Origin of the sequence: Arthrobacter sp. zg.Y820, assembly GCF_030125555.1 — a bacterium.
Lineage (GTDB): Bacteria > Actinomycetota > Actinomycetes > Actinomycetales > Micrococcaceae > Arthrobacter_B.
Genome location: NZ_JASKLX010000002.1, coordinates 74,069 through 97,361 on the forward strand (window position 1 = coordinate 74,069; position 23,293 = coordinate 97,361).

At 64.2% G+C, this 23,293-nt stretch carries 26 protein-coding genes and 1 other RNA gene; 23 read left to right on the forward strand and 4 right to left on the reverse strand.

The window, feature by feature from the left end:
* The first annotated feature begins 34 nt into the window (after window positions 1-34).
* The 12 genes from rfbA (at window position 35) to QNN99_RS03975 (ending at window position 10,248) form a co-directional block, all read left to right on the forward strand.
* Window positions 35-901 carry a glucose-1-phosphate thymidylyltransferase RfbA gene (rfbA, locus tag QNN99_RS03920; RefSeq protein WP_229965126.1) on the forward strand — a complete coding sequence of 289 codons (867 nt, stop codon included), beginning with the start codon at window positions 35-37 and terminating at the stop codon, window positions 899-901.
* A gap of 34 nt (window positions 902-935) precedes the next feature.
* Entirely contained in the window at window positions 936-2,171 is a 1,236-nt protein-coding gene (locus tag QNN99_RS03925) for an acyltransferase family protein (protein WP_229965127.1), read from the forward strand.
* Between the two features lie 396 nt (window positions 2,172-2,567).
* A complete protein-coding gene (locus QNN99_RS03930; protein ID WP_229965128.1) occupies window positions 2,568-2,996 on the forward strand; it encodes a hypothetical protein in 429 nt (142 codons plus the stop codon).
* A 31-nt stretch (window positions 2,997-3,027) separates the two neighbouring features.
* Window positions 3,028-4,239: a glycosyltransferase family 2 protein gene (locus QNN99_RS03935; protein WP_229965129.1), complete on the forward strand. Its 1,212-nt coding sequence runs from the start codon at window positions 3,028-3,030 to the stop codon at window positions 4,237-4,239.
* Window positions 4,240-4,456: 217 nt separating this feature from the next.
* The gene (locus QNN99_RS03940; RefSeq protein ID WP_229965130.1) at window positions 4,457-5,425 is read left to right on the forward strand and encodes a D-alanyl-D-alanine carboxypeptidase family protein; all 969 of its coding nucleotides are present in this window, start codon (window positions 4,457-4,459) and stop codon (window positions 5,423-5,425) included.
* Between the two features lie 175 nt (window positions 5,426-5,600).
* On the forward strand, window positions 5,601-6,827 hold the full coding sequence (locus QNN99_RS03945; RefSeq protein WP_229965131.1) for a TadA family conjugal transfer-associated ATPase: 1,227 nt from the start codon (window positions 5,601-5,603) through the stop codon (window positions 6,825-6,827).
* Window positions 6,824-7,678 carry a type II secretion system F family protein gene (locus QNN99_RS03950; protein WP_229965132.1) on the forward strand — a complete coding sequence of 285 codons (855 nt, stop codon included), beginning with the start codon at window positions 6,824-6,826 and terminating at the stop codon, window positions 7,676-7,678. The genes QNN99_RS03945 and QNN99_RS03950 overlap by 4 nt, the downstream gene beginning before the upstream one ends.
* Window positions 7,675-8,616 (forward strand): type II secretion system F family protein, encoded by a 942-nt coding sequence (locus QNN99_RS03955; RefSeq protein WP_229965133.1) that lies wholly within the window; start codon window positions 7,675-7,677, stop codon window positions 8,614-8,616. Before QNN99_RS03950 ends, QNN99_RS03955 begins: the two co-directional genes overlap by 4 nt.
* Before the next feature lie 25 nt (window positions 8,617-8,641).
* A complete protein-coding gene (locus QNN99_RS03960) occupies window positions 8,642-8,866 on the forward strand; it encodes a hypothetical protein (RefSeq protein WP_229965134.1) in 225 nt (74 codons plus the stop codon).
* 101 nt (window positions 8,867-8,967) lie between these two features.
* Window positions 8,968-9,321, forward strand: coding sequence for a TadE family protein (locus tag QNN99_RS03965; protein ID WP_229965167.1), 354 nt, complete (start codon window positions 8,968-8,970; stop codon window positions 9,319-9,321).
* Complete coding sequence (locus tag QNN99_RS03970; RefSeq protein WP_229965135.1) at window positions 9,296-9,766, forward strand: hypothetical protein; 471 nt, start codon at window positions 9,296-9,298, stop codon at window positions 9,764-9,766. The genes QNN99_RS03965 and QNN99_RS03970 overlap by 26 nt, the downstream gene beginning before the upstream one ends.
* A complete protein-coding gene (locus tag QNN99_RS03975) occupies window positions 9,763-10,248 on the forward strand; it encodes a pilus assembly protein TadG-related protein (protein ID WP_229965136.1) in 486 nt (161 codons plus the stop codon). Before QNN99_RS03970 ends, QNN99_RS03975 begins: the two co-directional genes overlap by 4 nt.
* A gap of 13 nt (window positions 10,249-10,261) precedes the next feature.
* On the opposite strand, the gene QNN99_RS03980 is transcribed toward QNN99_RS03975, so the two are convergent.
* On the reverse strand, window positions 10,262-10,585 hold the full coding sequence (locus QNN99_RS03980; RefSeq protein ID WP_229965137.1) for a hypothetical protein: 324 nt from the start codon (window positions 10,583-10,585) through the stop codon (window positions 10,262-10,264).
* 175 nt (window positions 10,586-10,760) lie between these two features.
* Here QNN99_RS03980 and prfB point away from each other — a divergent pair, with 175 nt between their 5' ends.
* From prfB to QNN99_RS04025, 9 genes are all read left to right on the forward strand, one after another.
* Window positions 10,761-11,879 carry a peptide chain release factor 2 gene (prfB, locus tag QNN99_RS03985; protein ID WP_229965138.1) on the forward strand — a complete coding sequence of 373 codons (1,119 nt, stop codon included), beginning with the start codon at window positions 10,761-10,763 and terminating at the stop codon, window positions 11,877-11,879.
* Window positions 11,880-11,985: 106 nt separating this feature from the next.
* Window positions 11,986-12,849: a 3-hydroxybutyrate dehydrogenase gene (locus QNN99_RS03990; protein ID WP_229965139.1), complete on the forward strand. Its 864-nt coding sequence runs from the start codon at window positions 11,986-11,988 to the stop codon at window positions 12,847-12,849.
* Between the two features lie 175 nt (window positions 12,850-13,024).
* Complete coding sequence (ftsE, locus tag QNN99_RS03995) at window positions 13,025-13,819, forward strand: cell division ATP-binding protein FtsE (RefSeq protein WP_229965140.1); 795 nt, start codon at window positions 13,025-13,027, stop codon at window positions 13,817-13,819.
* Window positions 13,816-14,727, forward strand: a complete 912-nt coding sequence (gene ftsX / locus QNN99_RS04000; RefSeq protein ID WP_229965141.1) for a permease-like cell division protein FtsX — start codon at window positions 13,816-13,818, stop codon at window positions 14,725-14,727. The genes ftsE and ftsX overlap by 4 nt, the downstream gene beginning before the upstream one ends.
* Before the next feature lie 53 nt (window positions 14,728-14,780).
* Complete coding sequence (locus QNN99_RS04005; protein WP_229965142.1) at window positions 14,781-16,187, forward strand: M23 family metallopeptidase; 1,407 nt, start codon at window positions 14,781-14,783, stop codon at window positions 16,185-16,187.
* 42 nt (window positions 16,188-16,229) lie between these two features.
* On the forward strand, window positions 16,230-16,703 hold the full coding sequence (smpB, locus tag QNN99_RS04010) for an SsrA-binding protein SmpB (protein WP_229965143.1): 474 nt from the start codon (window positions 16,230-16,232) through the stop codon (window positions 16,701-16,703).
* The gene (locus tag QNN99_RS04015) at window positions 16,703-17,065 is read left to right on the forward strand and encodes a hypothetical protein (protein ID WP_229965144.1); all 363 of its coding nucleotides are present in this window, start codon (window positions 16,703-16,705) and stop codon (window positions 17,063-17,065) included. The genes smpB and QNN99_RS04015 overlap by 1 nt, the downstream gene beginning before the upstream one ends.
* Window positions 17,066-17,142: 77 nt before the next feature.
* Window positions 17,143-17,512, forward strand: a transfer-messenger RNA (tmRNA) gene (gene ssrA, locus QNN99_RS04020).
* Between the two features lie 341 nt (window positions 17,513-17,853).
* Window positions 17,854-18,489: a uracil-DNA glycosylase family protein gene (locus QNN99_RS04025; RefSeq protein ID WP_229965145.1), complete on the forward strand. Its 636-nt coding sequence runs from the start codon at window positions 17,854-17,856 to the stop codon at window positions 18,487-18,489.
* A gap of 78 nt (window positions 18,490-18,567) precedes the next feature.
* Here QNN99_RS04025 and QNN99_RS04030 read toward each other — a convergent pair whose 3' ends face one another.
* Entirely contained in the window at window positions 18,568-18,885 is a 318-nt protein-coding gene (locus QNN99_RS04030) for a hypothetical protein (RefSeq protein WP_331461757.1), read from the reverse strand.
* Window positions 18,886-19,085: 200 nt separating this feature from the next.
* On the reverse strand, window positions 19,086-19,577 hold the full coding sequence (locus QNN99_RS04035; protein WP_229965147.1) for a DUF1269 domain-containing protein: 492 nt from the start codon (window positions 19,575-19,577) through the stop codon (window positions 19,086-19,088).
* A 252-nt stretch (window positions 19,578-19,829) separates the two neighbouring features.
* On the opposite strand from QNN99_RS04035, the gene QNN99_RS04040 reads away from it, so the two are divergent.
* Both QNN99_RS04040 and QNN99_RS04045 read left to right on the forward strand, forming a co-directional pair.
* Window positions 19,830-21,539 carry a glycoside hydrolase family 13 protein gene (locus tag QNN99_RS04040; RefSeq protein WP_229965148.1) on the forward strand — a complete coding sequence of 570 codons (1,710 nt, stop codon included), beginning with the start codon at window positions 19,830-19,832 and terminating at the stop codon, window positions 21,537-21,539.
* A gap of 35 nt (window positions 21,540-21,574) precedes the next feature.
* Window positions 21,575-22,021 carry a DUF2568 domain-containing protein gene (locus QNN99_RS04045; RefSeq protein ID WP_229965149.1) on the forward strand — a complete coding sequence of 149 codons (447 nt, stop codon included), beginning with the start codon at window positions 21,575-21,577 and terminating at the stop codon, window positions 22,019-22,021.
* Window positions 22,022-22,114: 93 nt separating this feature from the next.
* Here the strand turns inward: QNN99_RS04045 and QNN99_RS04050 are convergent, their stop codons facing one another.
* Entirely contained in the window at window positions 22,115-23,227 is a 1,113-nt protein-coding gene (locus QNN99_RS04050) for a carboxylate-amine ligase (protein WP_229965150.1), read from the reverse strand.
* Window positions 23,228-23,293 lie beyond the last annotated feature (66 nt).

Sequence of the window (23,293 nt, forward strand, 5' to 3'; positions counted from 1 at the left end):
GCCGTCCTATAGCAGACCGGCAAAGATGAGGTCTATGCGAGGAATAATACTGGCCGGCGGTACCGGTTCACGGCTGCACCCCATCACCCTTGGCGTCAGCAAACAGCTGGTGCCGGTCTATGACAAGCCAATGATCTACTATCCGCTGTCGACCCTGATCCTCGCCGGGATCAAGGACATCCTGATCATCACCACACCCCATGACGCGGATCAGTTCCAGCGCCTGCTGGGGGATGGAAGCCGCTTCGGCGTCAGCATCACCTACAAGCAGCAGCCCTCTCCCGACGGTTTGGCGCAGGCGTTCGTCCTCGGCGCTGAGCACATTGGCACCGGACCCGTTGCCCTGGTCCTGGGCGACAACATTTTCTACGGTGCCGGAATGGGGACGCAGCTTCGGCGCTTCGCCAACATCGACGGCGGAGCGGTGTTCGGGTACTGGGTGGCGGACCCCACCGCCTACGGCGTCGTCGAGTTCGATGGCGAAGGCCGTGCCATCTCCCTGGAGGAGAAGCCGTCCAAGCCCAAGAGCCACTATGCGGTGCCGGGACTCTACTTCTATGACAACGACGTCATCGAAATTGCCCGCGACCTGAAGCCCTCCCCGCGGGGCGAGCTGGAGATCACCGATGTGAACCGCATCTACTTGGAGAAGGGAAAGCTCCAGGTGGAGATCCTTCCGCGCGGCACGGCATGGTTGGACACCGGAACCTTCGACTCCCTGAACGAGGCCTCGGAATTCATCCGCACCGTCCAGAAGCGGCAGGGCCTGTCCATCGGCTGCCCCGAGGAAATCTCGTGGCGACTGGGCAACATCAACGACGACGAACTGCGCCGTTTGGCCGAGCCGTTGGTCAAAAGCGGGTACGGCCAGTACCTCATGGAGCTCCTCGCGCAGAAATAGCAGTGCCCGCGTTGCCGCAGGAGCGGGAAATGCGGTGATTATAAAGTGGCCGGCCGGGTTTCCGGCCGGCCACTTTTGGAAAGAAATGCAAGTAGTCTTGTGGTCGCTCACGAGTAGCCGTGTCGTGAAATTACTCGGCCGGCTCCCAATCCCGATGGATAACTCGAAAGATCGGTCCATGTCCCTATCTGCGCCACCTCTGCTGCCCAGCCGCTCGCCATTACGAATGACGCTGGGGGAACTGTTCGATCCCAAAAACAATTCCCTCAATGCCATCCGCCTAATACTGGCGTGCCTGGTAGTGGTGTCCCACTCATGGGTAATCGGCGGGCACGGTGATGAACCCTCCCTGGGCGGACGGACGCTTGGCGCGTGGTCGGTTCTCGGGTTCTTCGGAATCTCGGGCTACTTGATTACCCGGAGCAGGTTCAACGGTCAACCGGCATCCCGGTTTTTCCGGGCCCGTTTCCTGCGAATCTTTCCGGGTTTCCTGGTCGCCCTGATTATGGTGGCATTTGTTTTTGCACCGTTGTCAGTTGCTCTCGGGTCCGCGGGGTCCTTTGTCCCCGCGGAAGCCCTGACCTATATCCTCCGGAATTTCCTTCTTTATCCTCCGTTCATTTCGCAGGCGGGCATCGGGTCCACACTGGCTGAGGGTGAAATCTGGAACGGAGCCCTGTGGAGCCTGTTTTGGGAGGGCTGCTGCTATCTCGGAATAGGGATTGTCGGCATCGCCGCGACTCGGGCCCGCCGCAACGTCCTCACGGCGGCGGTGTTCCTGGCTGCCACCGGCGCATCCCTGGCTGCCCATGCCGGTCTGGTACCGCCCAGCGAACTCACCATGGCACCGCCTCTTATCGCAGCGTTTACGGGTGGAGCACTTCTTTATCTGAATGCGAAGCGAATAACGGTCGTTCCGGCGCTGGCAGTGTCCCTTGCCCTGCTCCTCGCATCGATACTGACCGGAACCGCTGCTGTCCTGGCTCCGCTGCCGTTTGCTTTGGTTGTCTTCGTGGTGGGGGCGGTGCTCCCTTTGCGGAAGATCGGCGCAAAGCAGGATCTGTCCTACGGTGTCTACATTTACGGGGTTCCGGTGCAGAACCTTCTGGAAGTCTGGCTGCCGGCGCTCTCGCTGCCCGCCTGCCTCCTCCTGGCATTCGCCGGCATTTTGCCGCTGGCGCTGGCCAGCTACATTTGTGTCGAGGCTCCGGCCATGCGGCTGAAAGGCCGGAGGCGGAGTTCTCCAAGGCCGCTTCCCGTGCCGGCATAATTCCGGAACGGGCACCATTCCGCGTTGCGCCCTGGATCCGCACACGGATTGAGGTGGCCCACCCCTGCGGTGCCTGCCGCATCTCAACCCGGTCCAGCGTTGGCGAGGTTGCCCATTGTCTCCAGCGCGCCCGGAGCAACGAGTACGAGGATTGAAGCCCGGCACAGGTAATGGCTGTGGCATAGGCCTGCAGGCCGAAACCCCGGCTGCGGATTACTGATCTCCGCCTACCTGACACAGGTACGGGTACTCTTACCCGGTTTTTCGCGCGTTGCACTACGCTCGCCAAAGCTCTCCCGCGCCCATAACCTGATGCCGCAGCCCATAACCGGCTGCACCACCGTCGCGGGAGGGACGAAGCCGCCGACCCTTCCGGAGCCTACCGGAGGTCAGCGAATGGATGCAGTGGGAATTGCCGAGGACAAGGTTCGGGAGCTGATCCGCGTGCGCGGACTGGATCCGGCCAGCCAAATCGCCGAAGCGCGGCGCCTGGCCGAGGACACGGTCACGGATTACGACGAGCGCTCCCTCCTCGGGCAGCTTCCTCCCCTTGGAGCGATGGAGCACGCACCGTGGCGGGCATACGCCGCCGCAGCCGGGTTCGGCTCCCTGCAGCCCCTGCTGGACGCCCCCGCTGTGGAGGAAAACTGGATCAACTCACCGACGGAGATCTATGCGGCAAGGGCCAGCCGTCTGGAGCACCTGGTGGAGCTGGGCCTCCTGACCCCCCAGACCGCAAGTTTCCTGTCCCGGTTTCTTGACGGGCGGGCAGCCGCCATTGGACGGGGTGCACCGCTGGCCGATGTCACGCGGGCGCAGCGATGATTCCGGCACCCGGCACGGGAAGGAGGAGGGAATGGATATCACAGTACTAGTACCGGCACATAACGAGGAGCAAACTATAGGGCAAACCATAGAGTCCCTTCTCGCGCAGACCCGGCTGCCGGACCAGATCATCATTATCGCCAATGGATGTACTGACCAAACGGTGGAGGTAGCCAAGAAGTACCCGGTAATCGTAATGGACCTGCCCCGCCTAAAACACCGCAAGTCCGAGGCCATGAATACGGGGTGGAATCTCTATGGCCGTGACTCTGATCTGGTGGTGTCCATGGACGCAGACACTGTGCTTGCCCCCAATGCCATTGAAGACTGGGAGAAGGAATCATGGAAGCGCCTCTTCGGAGGATCGACTTCCAAGTTCACCATACAGCAGCCCGGTTTCTGGTGCAGGCTACAGAAATCGGAATACGCTTACAACATCCAGCAGGGGCTGAATAATGGGTGGACCAATGTCCTGGCGGGCGCCGGGTCTGCATTCTCCGGTAGGGCACTGAGGGAGATTGCCGCCAGGGACGACCGGGAAGGACCGTGGTCGTACGAAAGCGCTGTGGAGGATTACGAGCTGACCTACCGCCTTCGGGAAGCGGGATACAAGACCTATGTATCCACCACCGTCAGGGCATATACCGACGGGATGAAGAACCTGAAGTCCCTGTGGGGGCAGCGTATGAAGTGGCAGGCGGGTACCCTGCAGGATCTGCTTCGCTTCGGGGTCAACCATCTGACCATCAGGGATTGGGTTAGCCAGATGCTCAATCTGGCCGGACCTGTAATACGGGCGCTCTGGGTGATGGTAGTTTCCCTGGCACTATACCTGGACGCCTTGACAATAATTTGGTGGGGACTGCTCGTGCCCCTCTTATTCATAGCCATTAACTTCAAGATTGCCCTTCGCGTTCCGTTCAAGGACAAGTGGGACATCCTTATCGCCGTGACTATAGTCCCCAAGGAGATCTTGGCTTGCGTACGTGGCGGATGGATTCTCGCGTCCTGGATGGAAATACTCCGTAAAAAGATCACCCACAAAGAGCGCGACTTGTGGGCCGCGCAATACAAAGCGGAGGGTGAGGCGATGCTGGGAGTAAATGTGGCGGCCGGTCTTGTTGCCGGGATCGCGGCAACCGGGCTGGCGGTAGGCTCGATGGCACTGTTTATCCTAGGCGGAATATTCGTTGTAATAGGTCTGTTTACGCTGCTGAAGAGGGATTCGTCCAACCGGCCCTAGGCCGCGGCACGCGCGGTGTTCGCGGATCGAGTGGTCCCAAATGTTGGGCCAGGTGTACGGCCGGTGCCCACGGATCTTGGCCTGGGCTGTTCGGATCCGCAAGCTGAATGCGGTGCGGCCGATGCGGTTTCCCGTATCAGGCACAATGGGCGGGATGCGAACCGCGTAAACTGCCAACCAGGCCATGTACGAATCGCAAGCGAAAACCAGGAGACCCATGAATCGGCGCTACTGCAAGCCCGTTCCGGTCCTGCTCGCTGCCGCGGCGCTCCTGGCGGTCCTTGGCGCGGCCGAACCGTCGCGCCTGGACACAGTGTCCCCGGCGCCGAAGGATGCGGCCGTTCCCCTGGCGCTGCCCTCCCGTGAGGCAAGCTGCGGCTTGCGCGACGGCGGATGCGTCCGTAACCATTACTACGGCGCCACGATCTGGTCGCCGAACACCGGTACCTACCCGGTTCGCGGGGCCATCCATTCAGCGTGGGCTGCCGAGGGCTCCGAATCAGGCACCCTCGGTTATCCGGTCGACGCCCAGGTTTGCCTGGAGGGAAGCTGCACGCAGCACTTCGAGCGGGGCACGATCTCCACTGCACGTCGGGGTGCGCTCGTGGTCGACCGCGCCATTGACGATGCAACGGACACCGCCGTCGTCGTTAACAAGCAACGGCCCCTGAACCCGGCCACCCATGTGCCCGAAAACCTGGTTGACGTGGACGGACACCCGCTGCGCAGTGAGGCCGCCTCCGCTTTCGGGAAGCTCAAGGACGGAGCGGCAGCTGACGGCGTCGCCATGAGCATCGTCAGCGGCTACCGGTCCTACGAGCAGCAGGCCGGCCTGTACAACAGCTACGTGGCACAGTATGGCCGGGAGACGGCTGACACGATCTCTGCCCGCCCCGGCCACAGCGAGCACCAGACCGGACTCGCGGTGGATATTGCGGCTCCCGACGGCACCTGCTCGCTGCAAGCCTGCTTTGAGGAGACGGCAGCGGGAGCCTGGGCAGCGGAAAACGCCCACCGCTTTGGCTTTATCGTCCGCTATCCGGCCGACGCATCGGCTACGACGGGGTACGCGTACGAGCCCTGGCACCTGCGTTTTGTCGGGGCGGACGTGGCGCAGAGCATGCACCGCCACGCCACAGCCACCCTCGAGGAGTACTTGGGCCTGCCGGCAGCGGAGAACTACTGAGTCCGGCTGTGCGCAAGGCGGGTACGGCTACCCGGTTTATCCACACATCCGGGGCTACCCTCGCAAAAGCCCGCCCGCACTCCTAGGCTGACCGCCGTGGCCGCAAACAGGCCACGCCAGTCTTACGGCGCGGATGATCCACAGGTCCCTGCCGTGCTAAGTCCGGGGGACAGCGGTGGATGCGGTTGCGATAGTGGAGGACGAGGTACGGGAACTGATCCGCGTCCGCGGTCTGGACCCTGCGAGCCAGCTCGCGGAAGTCCGTCGCCTGGTTGAAGACGCGGTGACCGATTACGACGAGCGTTCCCTCCTTGGTTCGCTGCCGCCCCTCGGCATCCTGGAGCAGGCCCGCCGGCGCGTGTTCGACGCCGTCGCCGGGTTCGGAGCCCTGCAGCCGCTGCTGGACGATCCCACCGTGGAAGAAGTCTGGATCAATTCACCCACCGAAATTTATGCCGCCCGCGACGGACGGTCGGAGCTAACCTCCCTGGTTCTCTCCGCAGACCAGATACGGGACCTGGTGGAGCGGATGCTGAAAAGCTCGGGCCGCCGGCTGGATCTTTCCTCGCCGTTCGTGGACGCGTCGCTGCCGGACGGTTCCCGCCTGCACGTGGTGATTCCTGACATTACCCGGCGCCACTGGGCGGTGAACATCCGCAAGTTCATTGCCCGGGCCAGCCGGCTGGAGCACCTGGTCGAACTTGGCACGCTGACCCCGCAGGCGGCCAGATTCCTGGGTGCCGCCGTCTCCAGCGGCCTTAACGTCCTTGTCTCCGGAGCCACTCAGGCCGGGAAGACCACCATGCTGAACTGCCTGGGTGCTTCGATCGGGCCGCGGGAGCGGGTCGTCACAGTCGAGGAGATCTTCGAGCTGCAGCTGCCGCTGCGTGACGTGGTGGGACTGCAGTGCCGGCAGTCGAACCTGGAAGGAATGGGGGAGATTCCGCTGCGGAGACTGGTTAAGGAAGCCCTCCGCATGCGCCCGGACCGGCTGATCGTGGGGGAGGTCCGGGAGGCGGAGAGCCTGGACATGCTGATTGCGCTGAACTCGGGCCTGCCGGGGATGTGCAGCGTGCACGCCAACAGCGCCCATGATGCAGTCACGAAAATCTGCACTCTTCCACTGCTGGCCGGCGAGAACATCTCCAGCGCCTTCGTGGTTCCCACCGTGGCCTCCTGCATCGACTTGGTGGTCCACTGCGCCCGGAACGCCGCCGGAAAACGGCAGGTGATGGAGATCCTGGCACTGGGCAGCCGGGTCGAAAACGGCATCATTGAAACCTCCTCCATCTTCCAGCGCACCGACGGGCGGCTCGAGGTCACCGCTGCGTCAATGCCGGCACCCGAAAAGTTTGCCCGCGCCGGGTTCAACGTAGCGGAGCTCCTTGAGGTGCAGCCGTGAGCGCGGCCGTCGGGCTGCTGCTGGGGCTGGGTCTGTTCCTGATCTGGCGGGCCTGCTGGGCGGTTCCGCCGGCGGCTGCCCGCAAGCCGCGCACCAGCCGGCTGGAAGACGAACTGATGCAGGCCGGAATCCAGCGGGTGACGCCGCGCGCCGTGGTCGCCGCCAGCATCGCCGCGGGACTTCTCGTGGCGCTGCTGGTCCTGGCTGGTACCGGGGCTGTGCCGGTGGCCGCCTGCTTTGGGCTGTTCGGAGCCGGCGTGCCGCTGTTTCTGGTCCGCTGGCAGGCCCGGAAGCAGCGGACCTCCCGGGCCGAGCTCTGGCCGGATGCCGTCGACCACCTGCGTTCGGCGATCCGGGCGGGGCTGTCCCTGCCCGAAGCCCTGATCCAGCTGGGCGAGAACGGACCCGAAGAACTGCGGCAGCCGTTCCGGGAATTTGCTGCGGATTACCGGTCCGGCGGACAGTTCGACCATTCCCTGTCGCGGTTGAAAGCCAATCTCGCGGATCCCGTCGCTGACCGCATCGTGGAAGCGCTGCGCCTGACCCGCGAGGTCGGCGGATCGGATCTGGGCCGGCTGCTGGGGACCCTCAACGAATTCCTGCGGGACAATGCCAGGACCCGCAGCGAACTGCTGGCCCGCCAGTCGTGGACTGTCAATGCCGCGCGCCTGGCCGTCGCCGCCCCCTGGATCGTCCTGATGCTCCTCGCCTCCCGGCCGGAAGCCATCGTGGCCTACAACTCAGCGGCCGGGGCGACGGTGCTGGTTGCCGGCATCGTGATTTCGGTGGTTTGTTACCGGCTGATGCTGGGAATCGGTGCCCTGCCTGAGGAAGAGCGGGTCCTCCGATGAGCGGCCCCTGGTTCCTGGCCGTTTTCTTCGGTGTTGCCCTGGGCTCATCGCTCTGGTTCGCGGCTCTCCGGCTGCCTCCACTGCGACCGGTCACCTTCAGCGAACGCATCGGGCCGCAGCTGCGAACCGGAGGACACGGATCGCGCCTGCTGGCTGCACCGGCAGGCGACCTCACCCCGTTCGGCCCCTTGGAACGGATCCTGCGGCCGGCCCTGCACCTGGCGGTCCGCCGGCTGAACCGGATAAATCCGGTGACGCGTGACTTGGAACGCCGGTTGGAACGCGCCGGACGGAACACGAGCGTCCTGGATTTTCGGGCGGAACAGGTGCTCTGGACCGGAGGCGGTTTTCTTGCCGGCGGCACGATCACGGTGTGGATGGCCAGCGCGGACAAGGCCGGCGTTCCCGGCGTCATAGCAGGCACCATTCTGGGTGCGGTCCTGGGCTTCACCCTGAGGGACTACCGGCTGAGCGCACAAATCAAGAACCGCGAAACCCGCATGCTTGCCGAATTCCCAAGCCTCGCGGAAATGATGGCGCTCGCGGTCGGAGCCGGGGAAAGCGCCAACGGCGCCCTGGAACGGATCGCCCGGACGGCCCACGGTGAACTCGCCGGCGAGTTTGCACGGATCCTCGCGGAAACCCGCTCCGGAGTGCCCCTTTCCAGTGCGTTGCAGCACTTCTCCGACCGGGTCCGGCTGGCGCCGCTGTCCAGGTTTGTCGACGGACTGACCGTCGCAATCGAGCGCGGCACTCCCTTGGCCGATGTCATGCGTGCACAGTCCCAGGACGTCCGGGACCTGGCCAAGCGCGAACTGATGGAAAGCGCCGGCAAGAAGGAGATCGCCATGATGGTTCCACTGGTTTTCGGCGTGCTTCCCCTGACTGTGCTTTTCTCGATCTTTCCCGGCATATCCCTGCTGGGAATCGGACTCTAGGCCCCTCCAATGAAAGGAACTTCCCATGCGCACCATCAACCCACGCCGCATCCTGCTTCTGCTCGGCACCGCGCTGATCGTCCGCTTGTCCCAAACCGTGACAGGCGGGGACCGCGAGCGCGGCGACGTACCGGGATGGGTGATGATCACGCTCATGTCGGCGACGCTGGTCGCGGTCATCATGGTCTTGGCGGAAACCTCGCTGAGGACCATGTTCGAGTCCGCGATGAGCAAGGTCAACGGCCCCTGACCGGTTCAGGCCAGACCGGTTCTGGTCCGGTCGGTTCAGGCCGGGCCGGGCACACCGGCGCCACCGGCCGCGAAAGCGGGTCTGCGGTGGTGGACTTTGTCATGGTCGGGGCGCTGCTGACGCTGCTGTTCATGTCGATCATCCAGCTGGCGCTGGTGCTGCATGTCCGGAACACCCTGATCGATGCAGCCGCGTCGGGCGCACGCTACGGCACCCTGGCGGACCGGACCCCGGCCGACGGCGCAGACCGCACAGCTGACTTGATCCGCCTTGCGCTCAATGACTCGCTGGCGGAGGACGTCAGCTTTTCCGAAACCACTCACGGCGGAGTGCGAATGCTGCAGGTCACGGTCCGGGCACCCTTGCCGGTGGTGGGGTTCCTGGGGCCCAGCGGGGGATTGGAGGTGACCGGACATGGAGTCTGGGGCTATGACACGGCCGGTGCCGGCGACTGACCCGGCCGCCGGAACAGCGGCACTGAAAACCGGCGATGCCGAGAACGGCAGCGCACTGGTGGAGTTCATCTTCCTCGGACTGGTGCTGCTCGTGCCGGTTATCTACCTCATTGTTACGGCCGGCCAGGTGCAGGGTGCCGCCTTCGCCGCAACCGGCGCCGCGGAATCGGCGGCGAAGGTGTACGTCGCTTCCGGAGACCCGTTCATCGGCGAGCAGCAGGCCACGATGGCCGCCGAACTGGCGTTCACCGATTTCGGATTCGAACCGGCGGGTCTGCTGCTGGATATTGCCTGTTCCGCTGAGTGCCTGGCGCCCGGCTCGACCGTGACTGTCCTGGTGCGTTTCGATGTGCCGCTGCCGCTGGGGTCCGGGTTCTCCGGAACGGATTTCGCCCCTGTAACCGTGGACGCCACTTCCACCCAGATTGTGGAGCGGTACGGATGAGCCGGTTGCCGGGGGCAGCCCGGTTCCGTGCCTGCCTGCATTCCCGGGCCGGCGGCGAGGACGGCCAGGTCACGATCCTGATCATCGGATACCTTCTGGTAAGTCTGCTGGTGGTCACCGTGGTGATGGGTGCCTCCGCCCTCTACCTCGGGCACAAGAAGCTCCTCTCCACCGCGGACGGTGCGGCGCTGGCGGCAGCGGATACCTTCTCGCTGGGGCCCGCGGCCGGATCCGCCGGAGGGCCGGCGGCCGTGCTGGCCCCCGCGGCGGTTCAGGCCGAGGTGAACAGGTACCTGGCGGCCACTAACGCGGGGGACCGCCTTCCGGGCCTCACCGTTGCCGGTGAAACCGGAACAGCCGACGGCCGCACGGCCCGGGTGGTGCTCACCGGCGTCGTACATCCGCCGCTGGTGAACTTCCTGGTGCCGGATGGAATCCCGATCACCGCGGTCGCCGAGGCCCGCGCGCGCCTCAGCCAGTAGGAGGCCGGCTCGGTCAGGACGCTTTGGCCTGCTGTTCGGCGGCAGCAGGGGGATGCGCCCATCCGCCGTGGTCAATGTCCAGCAGCTCGCCGTCATCTCCGTAACAGAAGGTAGCGGGCTCACCGAACTGGTCGCAGTCCGGATCCGGGCACCGGTCCTTCATTGTGACGCGGTACTCGTTGGAAAAATGCTGGTCCCATTCGTCGGTCTTCGTCAGGGCCCAGGGATCTCCCTCACGGGCGAGGGCCTCGAGTTCTTCCAGCGAGTACCGGCGTCCGGATTCCGGGTGGCGGACGGGCAGGGATGCGGCGGTTTCTTCGGCATTCCGGTTGCTCACATTGGGCTCCTTCCGGGGATCTCCCGGGAACTGTTCGCTGACAGAACCAAGATACGTCCGGGCACGCGGAATCCGGGAAACGGCAGGCCGGGGAGGGCCGTAAACCCGCGGCAGCCGGGCGGCACGCTTCGCGGGACAGCAGCGGCGAGGACTCATGGCGTAGGCTGTAATTACCATGGCTGAAATCGATTTTCCCGCGGAGATCCGCGCCCTCAGGTCCACCTTTGCCTCCATCGAGCAGGTCTCGGATGTCGCAGCGATTAAAGAGGACATCGCCGAACTGAGTGAAATGGCGGGAGTTCCGGATCTCTGGGACGACCCCTCAGAGGCGCAGAAGATCACGTCCAAGCTTTCGCATCGGCAGACAGCGCTGGAACGGCTGGAAAAGCTGGAATCCCGCATCGACGACCTTGAGGTACTGGTGGAGCTGGCCCAGGATGAGGCCGACGCCGATTCCAAGGCAGAAGCCGCCGTCGAGCTGGAATCCCTCCGCAAGTCGCTGTCTCAGCTGGAGGTGGTGACGCTGCTCTCCGGTGAGTACGACGAGCGCGAAGCCGTCGTGACCATCCGTTCCGGCGCCGGGGGAGTGGACGCTGCCGACTTCGCCGAAATGCTGCTGCGGATGTACCTGCGCTGGGCCGAACGCCACGGCTATCCCACCACGGTCCTGGACACCTCCTACGCAGAGGAGGCCGGACTCAAGTCGGCCACCTTCGAGGTCAAGGTCCCCTATGCCTACGGCACCCTGGTCGTGGAGGCCGGCACGCACCGCTTGGTCCGCATCAGCCCGTTCGACAACCAGGGCCGCCGGCAGACATCCTTTGCCGCTGTCGAGGTCATTCCGCTGATTGAGCCGACCGACCACATCGACATTCCCGACAATGACATCCGGGTGGACGTCTTCCGTTCCTCGGGCCCCGGCGGACAGTCAGTGAACACCACTGACTCCGCTGTTCGCCTGACCCACCTCCCCACAGGCACCGTGGTCTCGATGCAGAACGAAAAGTCGCAGCTGCAGAACCGGGCTGCGGCCATGCGCGTCCTGCAGTCGCGCCTGCTGCTGCTGAAGAAGGAGCAGGAGGACGCCGAGAAGAAGGCCTTCGCGGGAGACGTAAAGGCATCTTGGGGCGACCAGATGCGCTCCTACGTACTGAACCCGTACCAGATGGTCAAGGACCTGCGCACCGAACACGAAGTCGGCAACACCTCAGCGGTCTTCGACGGCGAGATCGACGACTTCATCGATGCAGGGATCCGCTGGCGCGCGAACGGCAGCGTCTCGGCCCGCAAGTAGCCCCGGGTCCAAGCTGCCGCCGGGAGCTCGCCGGGCGGGCCGTCGAGTGCGATGATGCTGCTCCGAGGCTGCGCACCGGTGCAGCCGAACGGTCAGGAGCAGTGCCATGGCCCAGCAAGGCGGTAAGACAACCGGCGCCAAAACACCCGGCGGCGGAACATCCGGCGCCAAAATATCCGACGGCGGGACCGGGCAGGTCAGCGCGGCGAAGCGCGGAACCGGCGGTGCGGAGCTTGCCGGGCGCACCGCCGTCGTAACCGGCGGCGCCAGCGGAATCGGTGAAGCCTGCGCCCGCCACTTTGCCGCTCTGGGTGCCAAGGTCACCGTGGCGGACCTGAACGCGGCGGCCGCCGCCCGGGTCGCCGACGATATCGGCGGCACGGCATGGCATGTGGACCTGAGCGAGACTTCGGCCCTGGAAGACCTGGTGCTGGACACCGACATTCTCGTGAACAACGCGGGAATCCAGCGCATCGCTGCCATCGAGGAGTTCGACCCGGAGACTTTCCGGCTGATCCACCGCCTGATGCTTGAGGCGCCGTTCCTGCTGATCCGGGCGGCACTGCCCGGAATGTACGCCCGCGGCTTCGGACGCATCATCAACATTTCCAGCGTCCACGGGCTGCGTGCCTCGGCGTTCAAGAGTGCCTATGTCAGCGCCAAGCACGGACTGGAGGGCCTGTCCAAAGTGACGGCGCTCGAAGGCGGCCCGCACGGCGTGACCTCGAACTGCATCTGCCCTGCGTATGTCCGCACACCCCTGGTGGAAGCGCAGATAACCGACCAAGCCCGAATCCACGGCATTTCCGAAACGGAAGTCCTCACTTCCGTCCTGCTGACGGAGCCCGCAGTGAAGCGGCTGGTGGAACCGGAAGAGGTTGCCTCCCTTGCCGGATGGCTGGCCGGACCGAGTGCCGGTATGGCCACCGGGTCCTCCTACCCCATGGACGGGGGATGGTCCAGCCGGTGAAGGAGGGCTCAAAAAGGTGCGCCGCAGCGCCGGTCCGACGGGCGCGGCGGCGGGCGGCGACACACCGGGCGGAATCTGCACGTTCGAGTAGAACCGTCGATATAGTCGAACAGCCGGCGCCCTTATCCCAAACCAAGGCCCGTCTTCCGGCCGCACCGATGGGCGCTAAGCAGACATGATCACTTTTGACAACGTCACCAAGGTCTATGACCGCAATTCCAGGCCTGCCCTGAACTCCGTGAACCTCGAAGTGGACCGCGGAGAGTTCGTGTTTCTGGTTGGAGCCTCCGGATCGGGCAAATCGACTTTCATCCGGCTCATCCTCAAGGAAGAGCACGCGTCCCGGGGGACCGTTTACGTGGCCGGATCAAATGTCGCCAAGATTCCCAGCTGGCGCGTACCGCGCCTGCGGCGTGGAATCGGCGTCGTTTTCCAGGACTTCCGCCTGCTGCCCAACAAAACGGTGTTCCAGAACGTGGCATTCGCCATGCAGGTCATCGGCCGCAGCCGCGCCGTCATCCGCGACTCAGTGCCCGAGGTCCTGAAGACTGTCGGGCTGGAAGGCAAGGAAGACCGCCTGCCGCATGAGCTTTCCGGCGGCGAGCAGCAACGTGTCGCCATCGCCCGCGCCATCGTCAACAAGCCCGGGATCCTGCTCGCCGATGAGCCCACCGGAAACCTGGACCCCACCACCTCGCAGGGAATCATGAAGGTGCTGGACCGGATTAACCAGAACGGCACCACCGTGGTGATGGCAACCCACGACGACGACATTGTGAACGCGATGCGCAAGCGCGTCGTCGAACTGCACCACGGAAAGATCGTGCGTGACGAGCGTGAAGGCATCTACTTGGGCGCACCGCAGACGCAGCAGGGAGCCGTCATCAGGCAGGACGATGCAGCCAAAGCGGCCGACGTCGAATCGCCGGGCAGCGGAAACGGCGCAGCAGGAGCGGGGGCAGTCAAATGAGGCTGGCATTCATCCTCGGCGAGATCGGCTCGGGTATCCGCAGGAACCTGTCCATGGTGGTCTCCGTTATCCTCGTGACCTTCGTGTCACTCACCTTCGTCGGTGCGGCCGGCCTGCTGCAGCTGCAGATCGGGCAGATGAAGGGTTACTGGTATGACAAGGTGCAGGTGGCGGTCTTCCTCTGCGTCGACTCCTCAACCACGCCCTCATGTGCCTCCGGCCCGGTGACGGATGAGCAGCGCCAGGCCATCGAGGAGCAGCTGAATTCCCCGGCCTTTGCCCAGTACGTGGCTTCCGTGGACTACGAAGACCAGGCAACCGCGCTGAGCCACTTCAGGGACCAGTTCGCCAATTCCCCGCTGGTCGACTCGGTGACGGCAGACCAGTTGCCGGAGTCCTTCCGCGTTTCCCTCGTGGATCCGGAAAAGTATGAAGTCATTAATGAAGCGTTTTCCTCCATGCCCGGAGTGGAAACAGTCAGCGACCAGCGTGAACTTTTGGAGAAGGTCTTCTCCTTTATGAACCTGGCTTCGCTGATTGCGCTGATAATTGCCGGCGTGATGCTGGTGTGTGCCATTCTGCTGATTGCCACCACCATCCGCCTCTCGGCCTTCAGCCGCCGCCGGGAGACAGGCATCATGCGCCTGGTGGGAGCCTCCAAGGCAGTCATCCAGCTGCCGTTCGTTCTCGAGGGCGTCATCGCTGCGGTCATCGGCGCCGTCCTGGCATCAGGTACGCTGTGGGCAGTGGCACACTTTTTCATCGGTGCGCTGGCCAAGGCCTATCCCGCAACAGCGTTTATCTCCGCCCAGCAGGTACTGGTCCTCAGCCCGGTATTACTCGTTGTTGGGGCACTCCTGGCAGGAATATCCTCGCTGCTGACGCTTCGCAGGTACTTAAGGGTTTAGAGTGTTGCAAACTCTGGAAAGAAAGCTGACAAACTCCATGGACGGTTCCATCAATGGTTAGCGCGCATTCGAGTCAGGCGCCGAAGCCTGCCCTGCGCAAAACCACGGCCGGCGTGGTGGCATCCGCCATGCTGGCGCTGACGCTCGCCTTCAGCGGAACGGCCGCAGCCGACGAACTCGACGACCGCAAGGCAGCCATTGAGGCCGAGCAGCTGAAGGTTCAGGAAACCTACGAGTACCTCGACGCCGAAACCAGCAGGAAAGTCGCCGAGCTGGCGATCTACCAGCAGCAGCTGCCCGGAGCCCAGCAGGCGCTGACCGATGCCGAGGGCCGCGTTTCAGCAGCCACCGGCAAGGTTACGGCGCTGACCGGCCGCGTGGCGCTGGCCCAGGAAACCCGCAGCACCATTACCGCGCAGATCGAGCAGGACCAAGCGGCCATGGACGAATCGCAGGAAGTGATCGGACAGATCGCGGCCCAGGCCTACAAAAACGGCGGGGTGCCCTCCAGCTTTTCACTGATCCTCGGCGCCGAGGGTGCTGACAGCCTCACGGATTCCATGGGCCTGGCGGAGCAGGTCCTGCGCGGCCAGAATGCCGCCATGCAGGAGCTCTCGCAGCAAAGCGCCACGAACGTAAACTCGGAAGCACGCCTGGCGGCGGTCGAAGAGGAAATTTCCAGTCTCAAGGAGCAGGCAGAGGATGCCCTGAGGCTGGAACAGGAAGCCCGGGACGCCGCAGCGGCTGAAAAGTCCAAAGTCGACTCCCTGATCGAGCAGACGGCGGCGGCAAATGCCGACCTGGAAGCGCGAAAGCCTGTTATCCAGGCTCAGCTGGCCTCGCTGGAAACCGCCAAAGTCAAGGCAACCGAGGACATTGCGGCACGGCAGCGCGCCCTCCTTGAGAAGGCACGGAAGGAAGAGGAAGCCCGGGTAGCCGAGGCGAACCGCCGGGCAGCCGAAGAGGCCGCACGCAACAACCGGCCCACTCCGCCGGCTGAGGTGCCGTCCACTGCGCCGACCAACCCGTCCGCCTTTGGCCTGACCCTTCCCGTCAGCGCCCCGATCTCCTCCGGCTTCGGCTGGCGCGCCACGCCTCCGGGCAGCATCGACTTCTTCGGCACCGGCGGTTACCTGCACTCGGGCATCGATTTTGGTGCCAGTTGTGGAACCCCGGTTTACGCCCCGGCTTCGGGAGAGGTCTGGCGGGCAGACCAGGGCCAGTCGGACGGAATGATCGGAACGGGAAACCGCGTGGTGCTGAACCACGGCGTTATCGGCAACAGCGCACTGGCCACGAACTACTACCACCTGACGAACTATGTCGTATCCGTGGGCCAGTGGGTGAACGCCGGTCAGCTGATCGGTTACGTTGGGACCACCGGCAACTCGACCGGCTGCCACCTCCACTTTGAGACGGTGCTGAACGGCGCCCTGGTTGATCCGATGGGCCTGTTGTAGGCCTACAATAGAGTTTTCCGTTCATCGTAAAGGAGTTGCACCGTGCCCAAAGAAAGTGGCCGTAAGGTAGTGGCCACCAACCGCAAGGCCCGGCACAACTACGAAATCCTCGACACCTATGAAGCCGGCATGGTTTTGATGGGCACCGAGGTGAAGTCGCTGCGTGAGGGCCGGGCATCGTTGGTGGATGGCTTCGGAACGTTCTACAACGATGAGCTCTGGCTTGAAGCGACGTACATTCCTGAGTACCTCAACGGCAGCTGGACCAACCATTCGGCCCGCCGCCGCCGGAAGCTGCTGCTGCACCGGGAGCAGCTGGACAAGATCATGCAGAAGACCCGCGAGACCGGCTTCACCATTGTTCCCCTCCAGCTGTACTTCCTGGACGGCCGTGCCAAGGTCGAGATTGCCGTAGCCCGAGGCAAGCGCGATTACGACAAGCGGCAGACCCTTCGCGAGAAGCAGGACAACCGTGAAGCCCTGCGTGACATGCGGGAGAAAAACCGGGGCGCCTGATGAGCGGCACCTTCTGGGCGCTGCAGCCCGAAGAGAACGTCATCGAGGAAAAACGGCGGACCCCGCTGTGGGCCTGGGCGGTAACCACCGTCAACCTGCTGATCGCGCTGGCCGTGATCCCGGTCGTGATCCTGGTTGTTGTCCCCTTCTTCTTCGTCTACTACATCTACCTCGCGTCGCTTTTGGTCTGGATCGCTCCGGTCCTGGTTGCTGCCAACGCTGTTCTCTTCGTGTGGGCGCTGAAGCACAAGGCTGCCGGCCAAGCAGCACTGAGCATCCTGGGCGTCTTCTTTGCCGTGATCTCCTGGGTGGTCCTCAAGCTGTGGGAGATGCCAATCATCGTCCTTGGCATCCGGTTCTAGTTCCAGCTCCAGCCTCCGGCGCAGATGGGCTACAATTAACCAACCGGTCCCCGGATCGGTGTTTGATAATTACACATGGGGATGACAGGTTTCGACGGTGTTAGTCGAGACAGGTGAAGCGGGCCGAGGATGCAGGGTTATCTCGTAAACGCTCCTTGCAAAACAATAAGTGCCGATTCAAAGCGCACTGACTTCGCTCTCGCTGCCTAAGCAGCGGGCATAGTCCGTCAGCCCGGGAATGCTCTCGTCCCGGATCCTGGCGTCATTTAGAGGGCCACTGCTGAACATGCTCGCCGTTGGCGTGTTCGGGACTCTTAGACGGCTGGGCCCGGATCAGCTGCTTGTCTGCAAGACAGCTGGGGCCGAGAAAATCCAACGCAGACTGCGCCCGGAGAAGCCCTGACAACACGACATCGGACGGGGGTTCAATTCCCCCCATCTCCACAGCTGAAAATTGTTCCACTAAGCAGGGAAAGTGCCTTCGGGCACTTTCCCTGCTTTTTTATGTGCCTCAGGCACTGCCCTCCCGGGAGTCCTTGGTCACACGTTCCCTGAATTCCGGGGTGCATCCTCCGGTCCGGGGGAGGACAGCCGGTAGGAATTGCTAGACTGGCAGGAGTCGGAGAGCTGTTCGCAAGGCAGCGCATTCGGCCTTCCGCTGTCGGCGGGTCCGTTGGATACCGCCGCGCACCGGCGCTGCGGCTCGGCAGCATCCGCCCGTACGCGCTCCGTCCGGGCACATGAGCTATAACCGGTCGATAAGACCCCTGTAGGAGACGCACCACTTTATGCAAAGCCTGGACCATGGAACACAATCCGAAGAACTCTGGAACCGCCGCTACGACGACAACGTCGCTGAAGTCAATCAGCTCTGTGACTCGCTCAAGGCGCTGAAACCCGGCACCGAGGTGCCCTACGTCGACCCGATGCACGACGTGGGAGACACCCGCATTGTGAGCCTGTTCTCCAACATTGGCACCGCCCATCCGTCCGGCTTCATTACCGCCGGCGACGACGACGCCGTCGCGCGTCTTCTGGGGGTCCACTGGCAGGTGGGCCTGCGTCCGGAGTATGTCATGCCGTGGAACACCTACCCGTGGTTCGTCCCCGGTGAGCCCAACGGAAAGCTGACCAAGGAACAGATCCAGGAAGGCCTCAAGCCGCTCCTGCGCTTCCTGGCCCTGGTGCCGCGTGCCTCCGCGATCGTCGCCCACGGCACTGAGGCCCAGCGGCTGTGCGCAGCGTTCCTGAAAACCGAGAACCGGATGATCTACCGGCGCAGCTTCAAGATCTACAAGGCCCGCTCCGTTGACGGACGCGCTTTCGGCGCAACCGCTGAGCGGCAGGAAGACGGCCTGGCCACGATGCGCATCGCCTACAAGGACGCCATGGCCCGCACCGGGCTGGCCCTTCCCGAAAGCTAAGCGGCACGCCCAAGAGAGCTGCATAAAAAACCAGGCGCCCTGCGGATGCAGGGCGCCTGGTTTGTCTGTCTCGGGGTGCTACTCCGCCGTCGCTGATTTGGACGGCACATCGGCGAGGGGAACATCCACAAAGCCGATAAACCGGGTTCCGATGCCGTCGTACTCCCCTCGGACGCGCCCGGCCGGCAGCTCCGGGTAGTCAGCGCTGGGGTGGTCGGCGCAGGCAAGGAAGGCAAAGTCAGGCCACCACTTCTTCGGACGGGCGTTCTCACGGTAGCCGCAGACCGCACACTCCAGCTCAACCCAGACGGGACGCTTTCCCGTTCGGTTGGCGCGCGACTGGACGAGCCACTGGGGCGGTGCGGACTGCAGGTCAGCGAGCTCCTGCTCCGTCATGCGGGGAGGGATTCCATGGCGGGTGGCCATTTCAACGGGGATATCTAAGGCAAGTGCAGCCTGGCGTCTGGTAATCATCCCCATCAACGATACGGGACGCAACGGGTTCATCCATGACCGAAGGCCGGACCGTCCTCGACGATCCGGCCTCCGGGAGCCAGACAACGGCAGCCCCGGGGAAACGGGACCGCACGCAGGAGTTAGTCTGCGAACGCCTGGCGCAGGTTCGCTTCCTGCTCCTTGGAGAGATTGGTGGCGATGAGCTTGGCATCCGGGAAGCTGCTGCGGAACGCATCCAGGACCCGGTCCTCCACGGCATCCGAGGACAGCACGAACAAGGCCGATGTTCCCGGCGTAACTTCCGACCGCACCTGCTTGATGAAGTTATCGTCGATTCCCACGTCCACCATGGAGGCGGAAAGAGCACCCACGGCAGCACCAACCACCAGGCCGATCAGCGGAATAAAGAAGATCAAGCCGAACAGGAGACCCCAGAACCCGCCGCCGAGAGCGCCGGCCCCAAGGAGGTTGTGCTCCTGAACGGTGCGCGGCTTTTTCGCGTCCTGCGGCCAAGTGACAAATGCCGAATCCTGCACGTTGATGAGGCCCTGCGACTGCAGGCTGGACAGTGTCTCAGTGGCCTGCTCGGCAGCGCCTGAGTCCGGGAATTTCCAAACGGTCAATGTTGCCATGGCACATGTCTCCAAACGGTCGATTGCCGGAAAACGTCCGCAGATGCGGACCTGCCCGGCGAAGTAGCGCCCACACTAATGACCGGGCGAAGACGGTGGCAAGGAAATGGAACCACCCGGAGGAAGAGAGCTGCTCAGCTGCCGGAGCCTCTGTCCGAGGTGCAGGGGGTCGGCGTAAAATGCTCGCAACCCGCGTGCAGGCGGCCGCGGCAGGAGCCCGGTATCCAGCGGGGCCGAGCGAAAGGCGCCAGCATGAGGGATCCCGATCTGCCGGCCTGGTGGACAAATGCCGTCGTCTACCAAATCTATCCCCGCAGCTTCGCCGACAGCACCGGCAACGGCAACGGGGACCTGAAGGGGATTACGGGCAAGCTGGACTACCTGGCGGAGCTGGGCGTGGACGTGATTTGGCTGTCGCCGGTTCACGAGTCACCGCAGTTCGACAACGGCTACGACATCAGCAACTACCGCCGGATTGACTCCATGTACGGTTCCGAGGCTGACTTCGACGAAATGCTCGCCGGCATTCACTCCCGCGGCATGAAGCTCATCATGGACCTGGTGGTGAACCACACCTCCAGCGAACACGAGGCCTTCCGCATTTCAGCATCCTCCCGGAACAACGCTCAACGGGATTCCTACTGGTGGCGGGATCCGCGGCCCGGATTCGATCCGGGCGAGCCCGGAGCCGAGCCCAACAACTGGGGCTCCCACTTCGGCGGTTCGGCGTGGACCTACGACGCCGCCACGGAGCAGTACTACCTGCACCTCTTCACTCCGCAGCAGCCGGACCTGAACTGGGAGAACCCCCGGGTCCGGGCCAAAGTCCACGACATGATGAACTGGTGGCTGGACCGGGGAGTGGACGGGTTCCGGATGGACGTCATCAACTTCATTTCCAAGGACCCGGCCCTGCCCGACGGCGTGGTGGAACCGGGGGGAGTCTGGGGTGACGGGGCGCCGCATTTCACCTCCGGACCACGGATCCACGAGTTCCTGCAGGAAATGCGGCGCGCCGTGTTTGCGGACCGGACCGGGGACTACCTCACGGTGGGGGAGACTCCGGGGGCCACCGTGGAACAGGCACTGCTGTTCACCGATCCGCACCGGGGCGAACTGGATATGGTTTTCCAGTTTGAGCATGTCAGCCTGGATCAGCGCCCGGGCAACAAATGGGACTACCGGGAACTGGACCTGCGCGACCTCAAGACCAGCTGGAACCGTTGGCAGCGCGGACTGGCAACCACCGGATGGAACAGCCTGTATTTGGGCAACCACGACCAGCCGAGGCACGTCTCCCGGTTCGGAAACGACGGCGGGTACCGGTATGAATCGGCAACCCTGTGGGCAACGTTGCTCCACCTGCACCGCGGCACGCCCTACGTCTACCAGGGCGAGGAGCTGGGCATGACCAACGCCGGTTTTACCTCCATCAACGACTACCGCGACGTGGAATCGCTGAACTTCTATGCCGATGCGGTTCTCCGCGGGACCGGCCCGGAGACGGCGCTGCGCGCCCTGGCCGCGATGAGCCGCGACAATGCACGCACCCCGATGCACTGGACGGGGGAACCCAATGCCGGTTTCACCACCGGGACCCCCTGGATACCGGTGAACTCGAACTTCCCCGAGATCAACGCAGCGACGGACCTGGTCTCGGACCGCTCCATCTACCGCTACTACCAGCAGCTGATCCGCCTCCGGCACGAATCCACGGTGGTGGCACTGGGGGACTTTCACCTGCTCGATCCTGAGCATCCCGTGCTGTATGCCTTCCGCCGCAGCCGCGGAGACCAGCAGATCCTGGTGGCGGCCAATGTGTCCGGAGAGGAGCTGGAACTGCCCTCGAACCTGGGCTCGGGCGACCTCATCCTGGGCAATTACGGCGAACCGGGAGACCCGCACCGGCTGCGTCCCTGGGAGGCGCGGATTGTGGATATTTCAACCTATGAGACCGGGTAGGCGGTTTCGCCGCGGCTGGGTCTAAAGTGTCTCCTGTGACAGAGGAAGAATTCTCCCGGGACAGCGGCTCCGCGCAGGCTGCCACTGACGTCGGGCGCCGGCCACGGCCCGGAATCGCACGGCAGGTATTGGCTTTCGCGCTCGAGACGGCGCTGCTTTTCGCTGTGGCGTACGGGGCCATAGCCGTCTTCCCCGGATATGAGGCTCTTGCCGCCGCCGGTGCGCTGGCGGTTGCGGTGCTGTTTTGGGGGCTGCTGATGGCGCCCCGGGCGAAGCACCGGCTGCCTTGGCCGGCGCTGCCCCTGGTCGCTGCCGGAGTGTTCCTTGCCGGCGCAGGGGCCTTGATGCTCAGCGGATTGGCACTGGCGGGGTTGCTCCTGGCGGCAGGCGCCGTCGTCAACCTGGTGTGGGACCTGGTCTCCGGTTATCCGGCCGTTGCGGCACCGGCCCGGCCCGCCGGCCGGCGCTCGGCCAGACGCTGAGCAAGCACCAGACGCTGAGCACACACCAGACCCCAAGCAAGCACCGGCGCTGAATAAAAGCCGGCCTCGGCGCAGCCCGAGGATCCGCGGGCTTTACTGGGCGGTCAGGGACTGTGCGAACAGCGGACCGAGGCCGGCAAAGCCGCCGCGGCGGACGGCCTCCCGCTGCCGCTGGGCGCCGGTTCCTGCCGCCAGCACATGTGCCATGCCGGTCCGCACATAGGGATAGTCACCGGATTCCTCCAGCGCGGGGCGAATATACTCCAACAGGGCACCCACCTGGTTCGCTGCGGCGCGGCCCAGATGCCCGCCCCCGGCTCCGTGGTCCAGCAGGTTTCCGCGCAGTCCGAATCGGGCAGCCTGCCACAGGCCGGCGTCCAGGATTTCCGGATCGGCCAGCAGATCGGTGTTGCCCTCGAGATCGGTGTCCCCTTCCGCCAGCAGCGTCGTCACCAGTCCGCGGATCATCAGCGCCAGCAGGACAGCGTCCCTGGCTTCCAGCTGGGCATCGGCGACACGGACTTCCACGGTGGGAAAATTGTCCGACAGGCGGGCAATCCAGCCGACGTGGCCGGGATCCAGAACGACGTCGGTGGCAGTGAGCCGCGCGATCCGCGCGTCGTAATCCGCTGCGTCGGAGAAATGGGGCGGAAAACCCTGCACCGACCACCGGCGGTAGTGGATGATCCGCCAGCTGGCGAACCTGCTGTCCCGTCCCTGCCAATACGGGGAGTTGGTGCTGATCGCTCCGAGGGTGGCGAGCCACGGGCGCAGGCGGTTCAATACCTGCACGCCTTCGCACCGGCTGGGGACCGCAACATGGACGTGCGTGCCGTTGACATACTGCTCATCGCCGACGCCCCCGGCGATCGTGCTCATTTGCTGGTAGCGCGCAGTGCCGCTCACCAGTGCGGGGCCGGCCGCGACCAGGGGTGCGGCACCGGTGGGGGCGGCGGCAAGCCCTGCTGCCGCCGCGGCAGCGGCGAGCCGTCCGCGGAAGTCGAGCAGCGAGGCCAGCGCCTCTTCAGGCTCGGTGCAGATGGGTGTGGTGCTTTCCACCTGGCAGGCCAGGAACTCAGCGGTACTCGTGAAGCTGTCGCCGTCGCCGGGGGTCAGCGCTCCGATGACCTCTGCGGCACGGGCACTCGGCGCCGCCGTTGCCGGATCCATGAGCATGAATTCTTCTTCGATACCGAATGTGACCACGTAAGTACCCCTGTTCCGCAGTGGAGCGGCGGCTGGACTGAATGGAATGGACGGGTGGGACTGGAC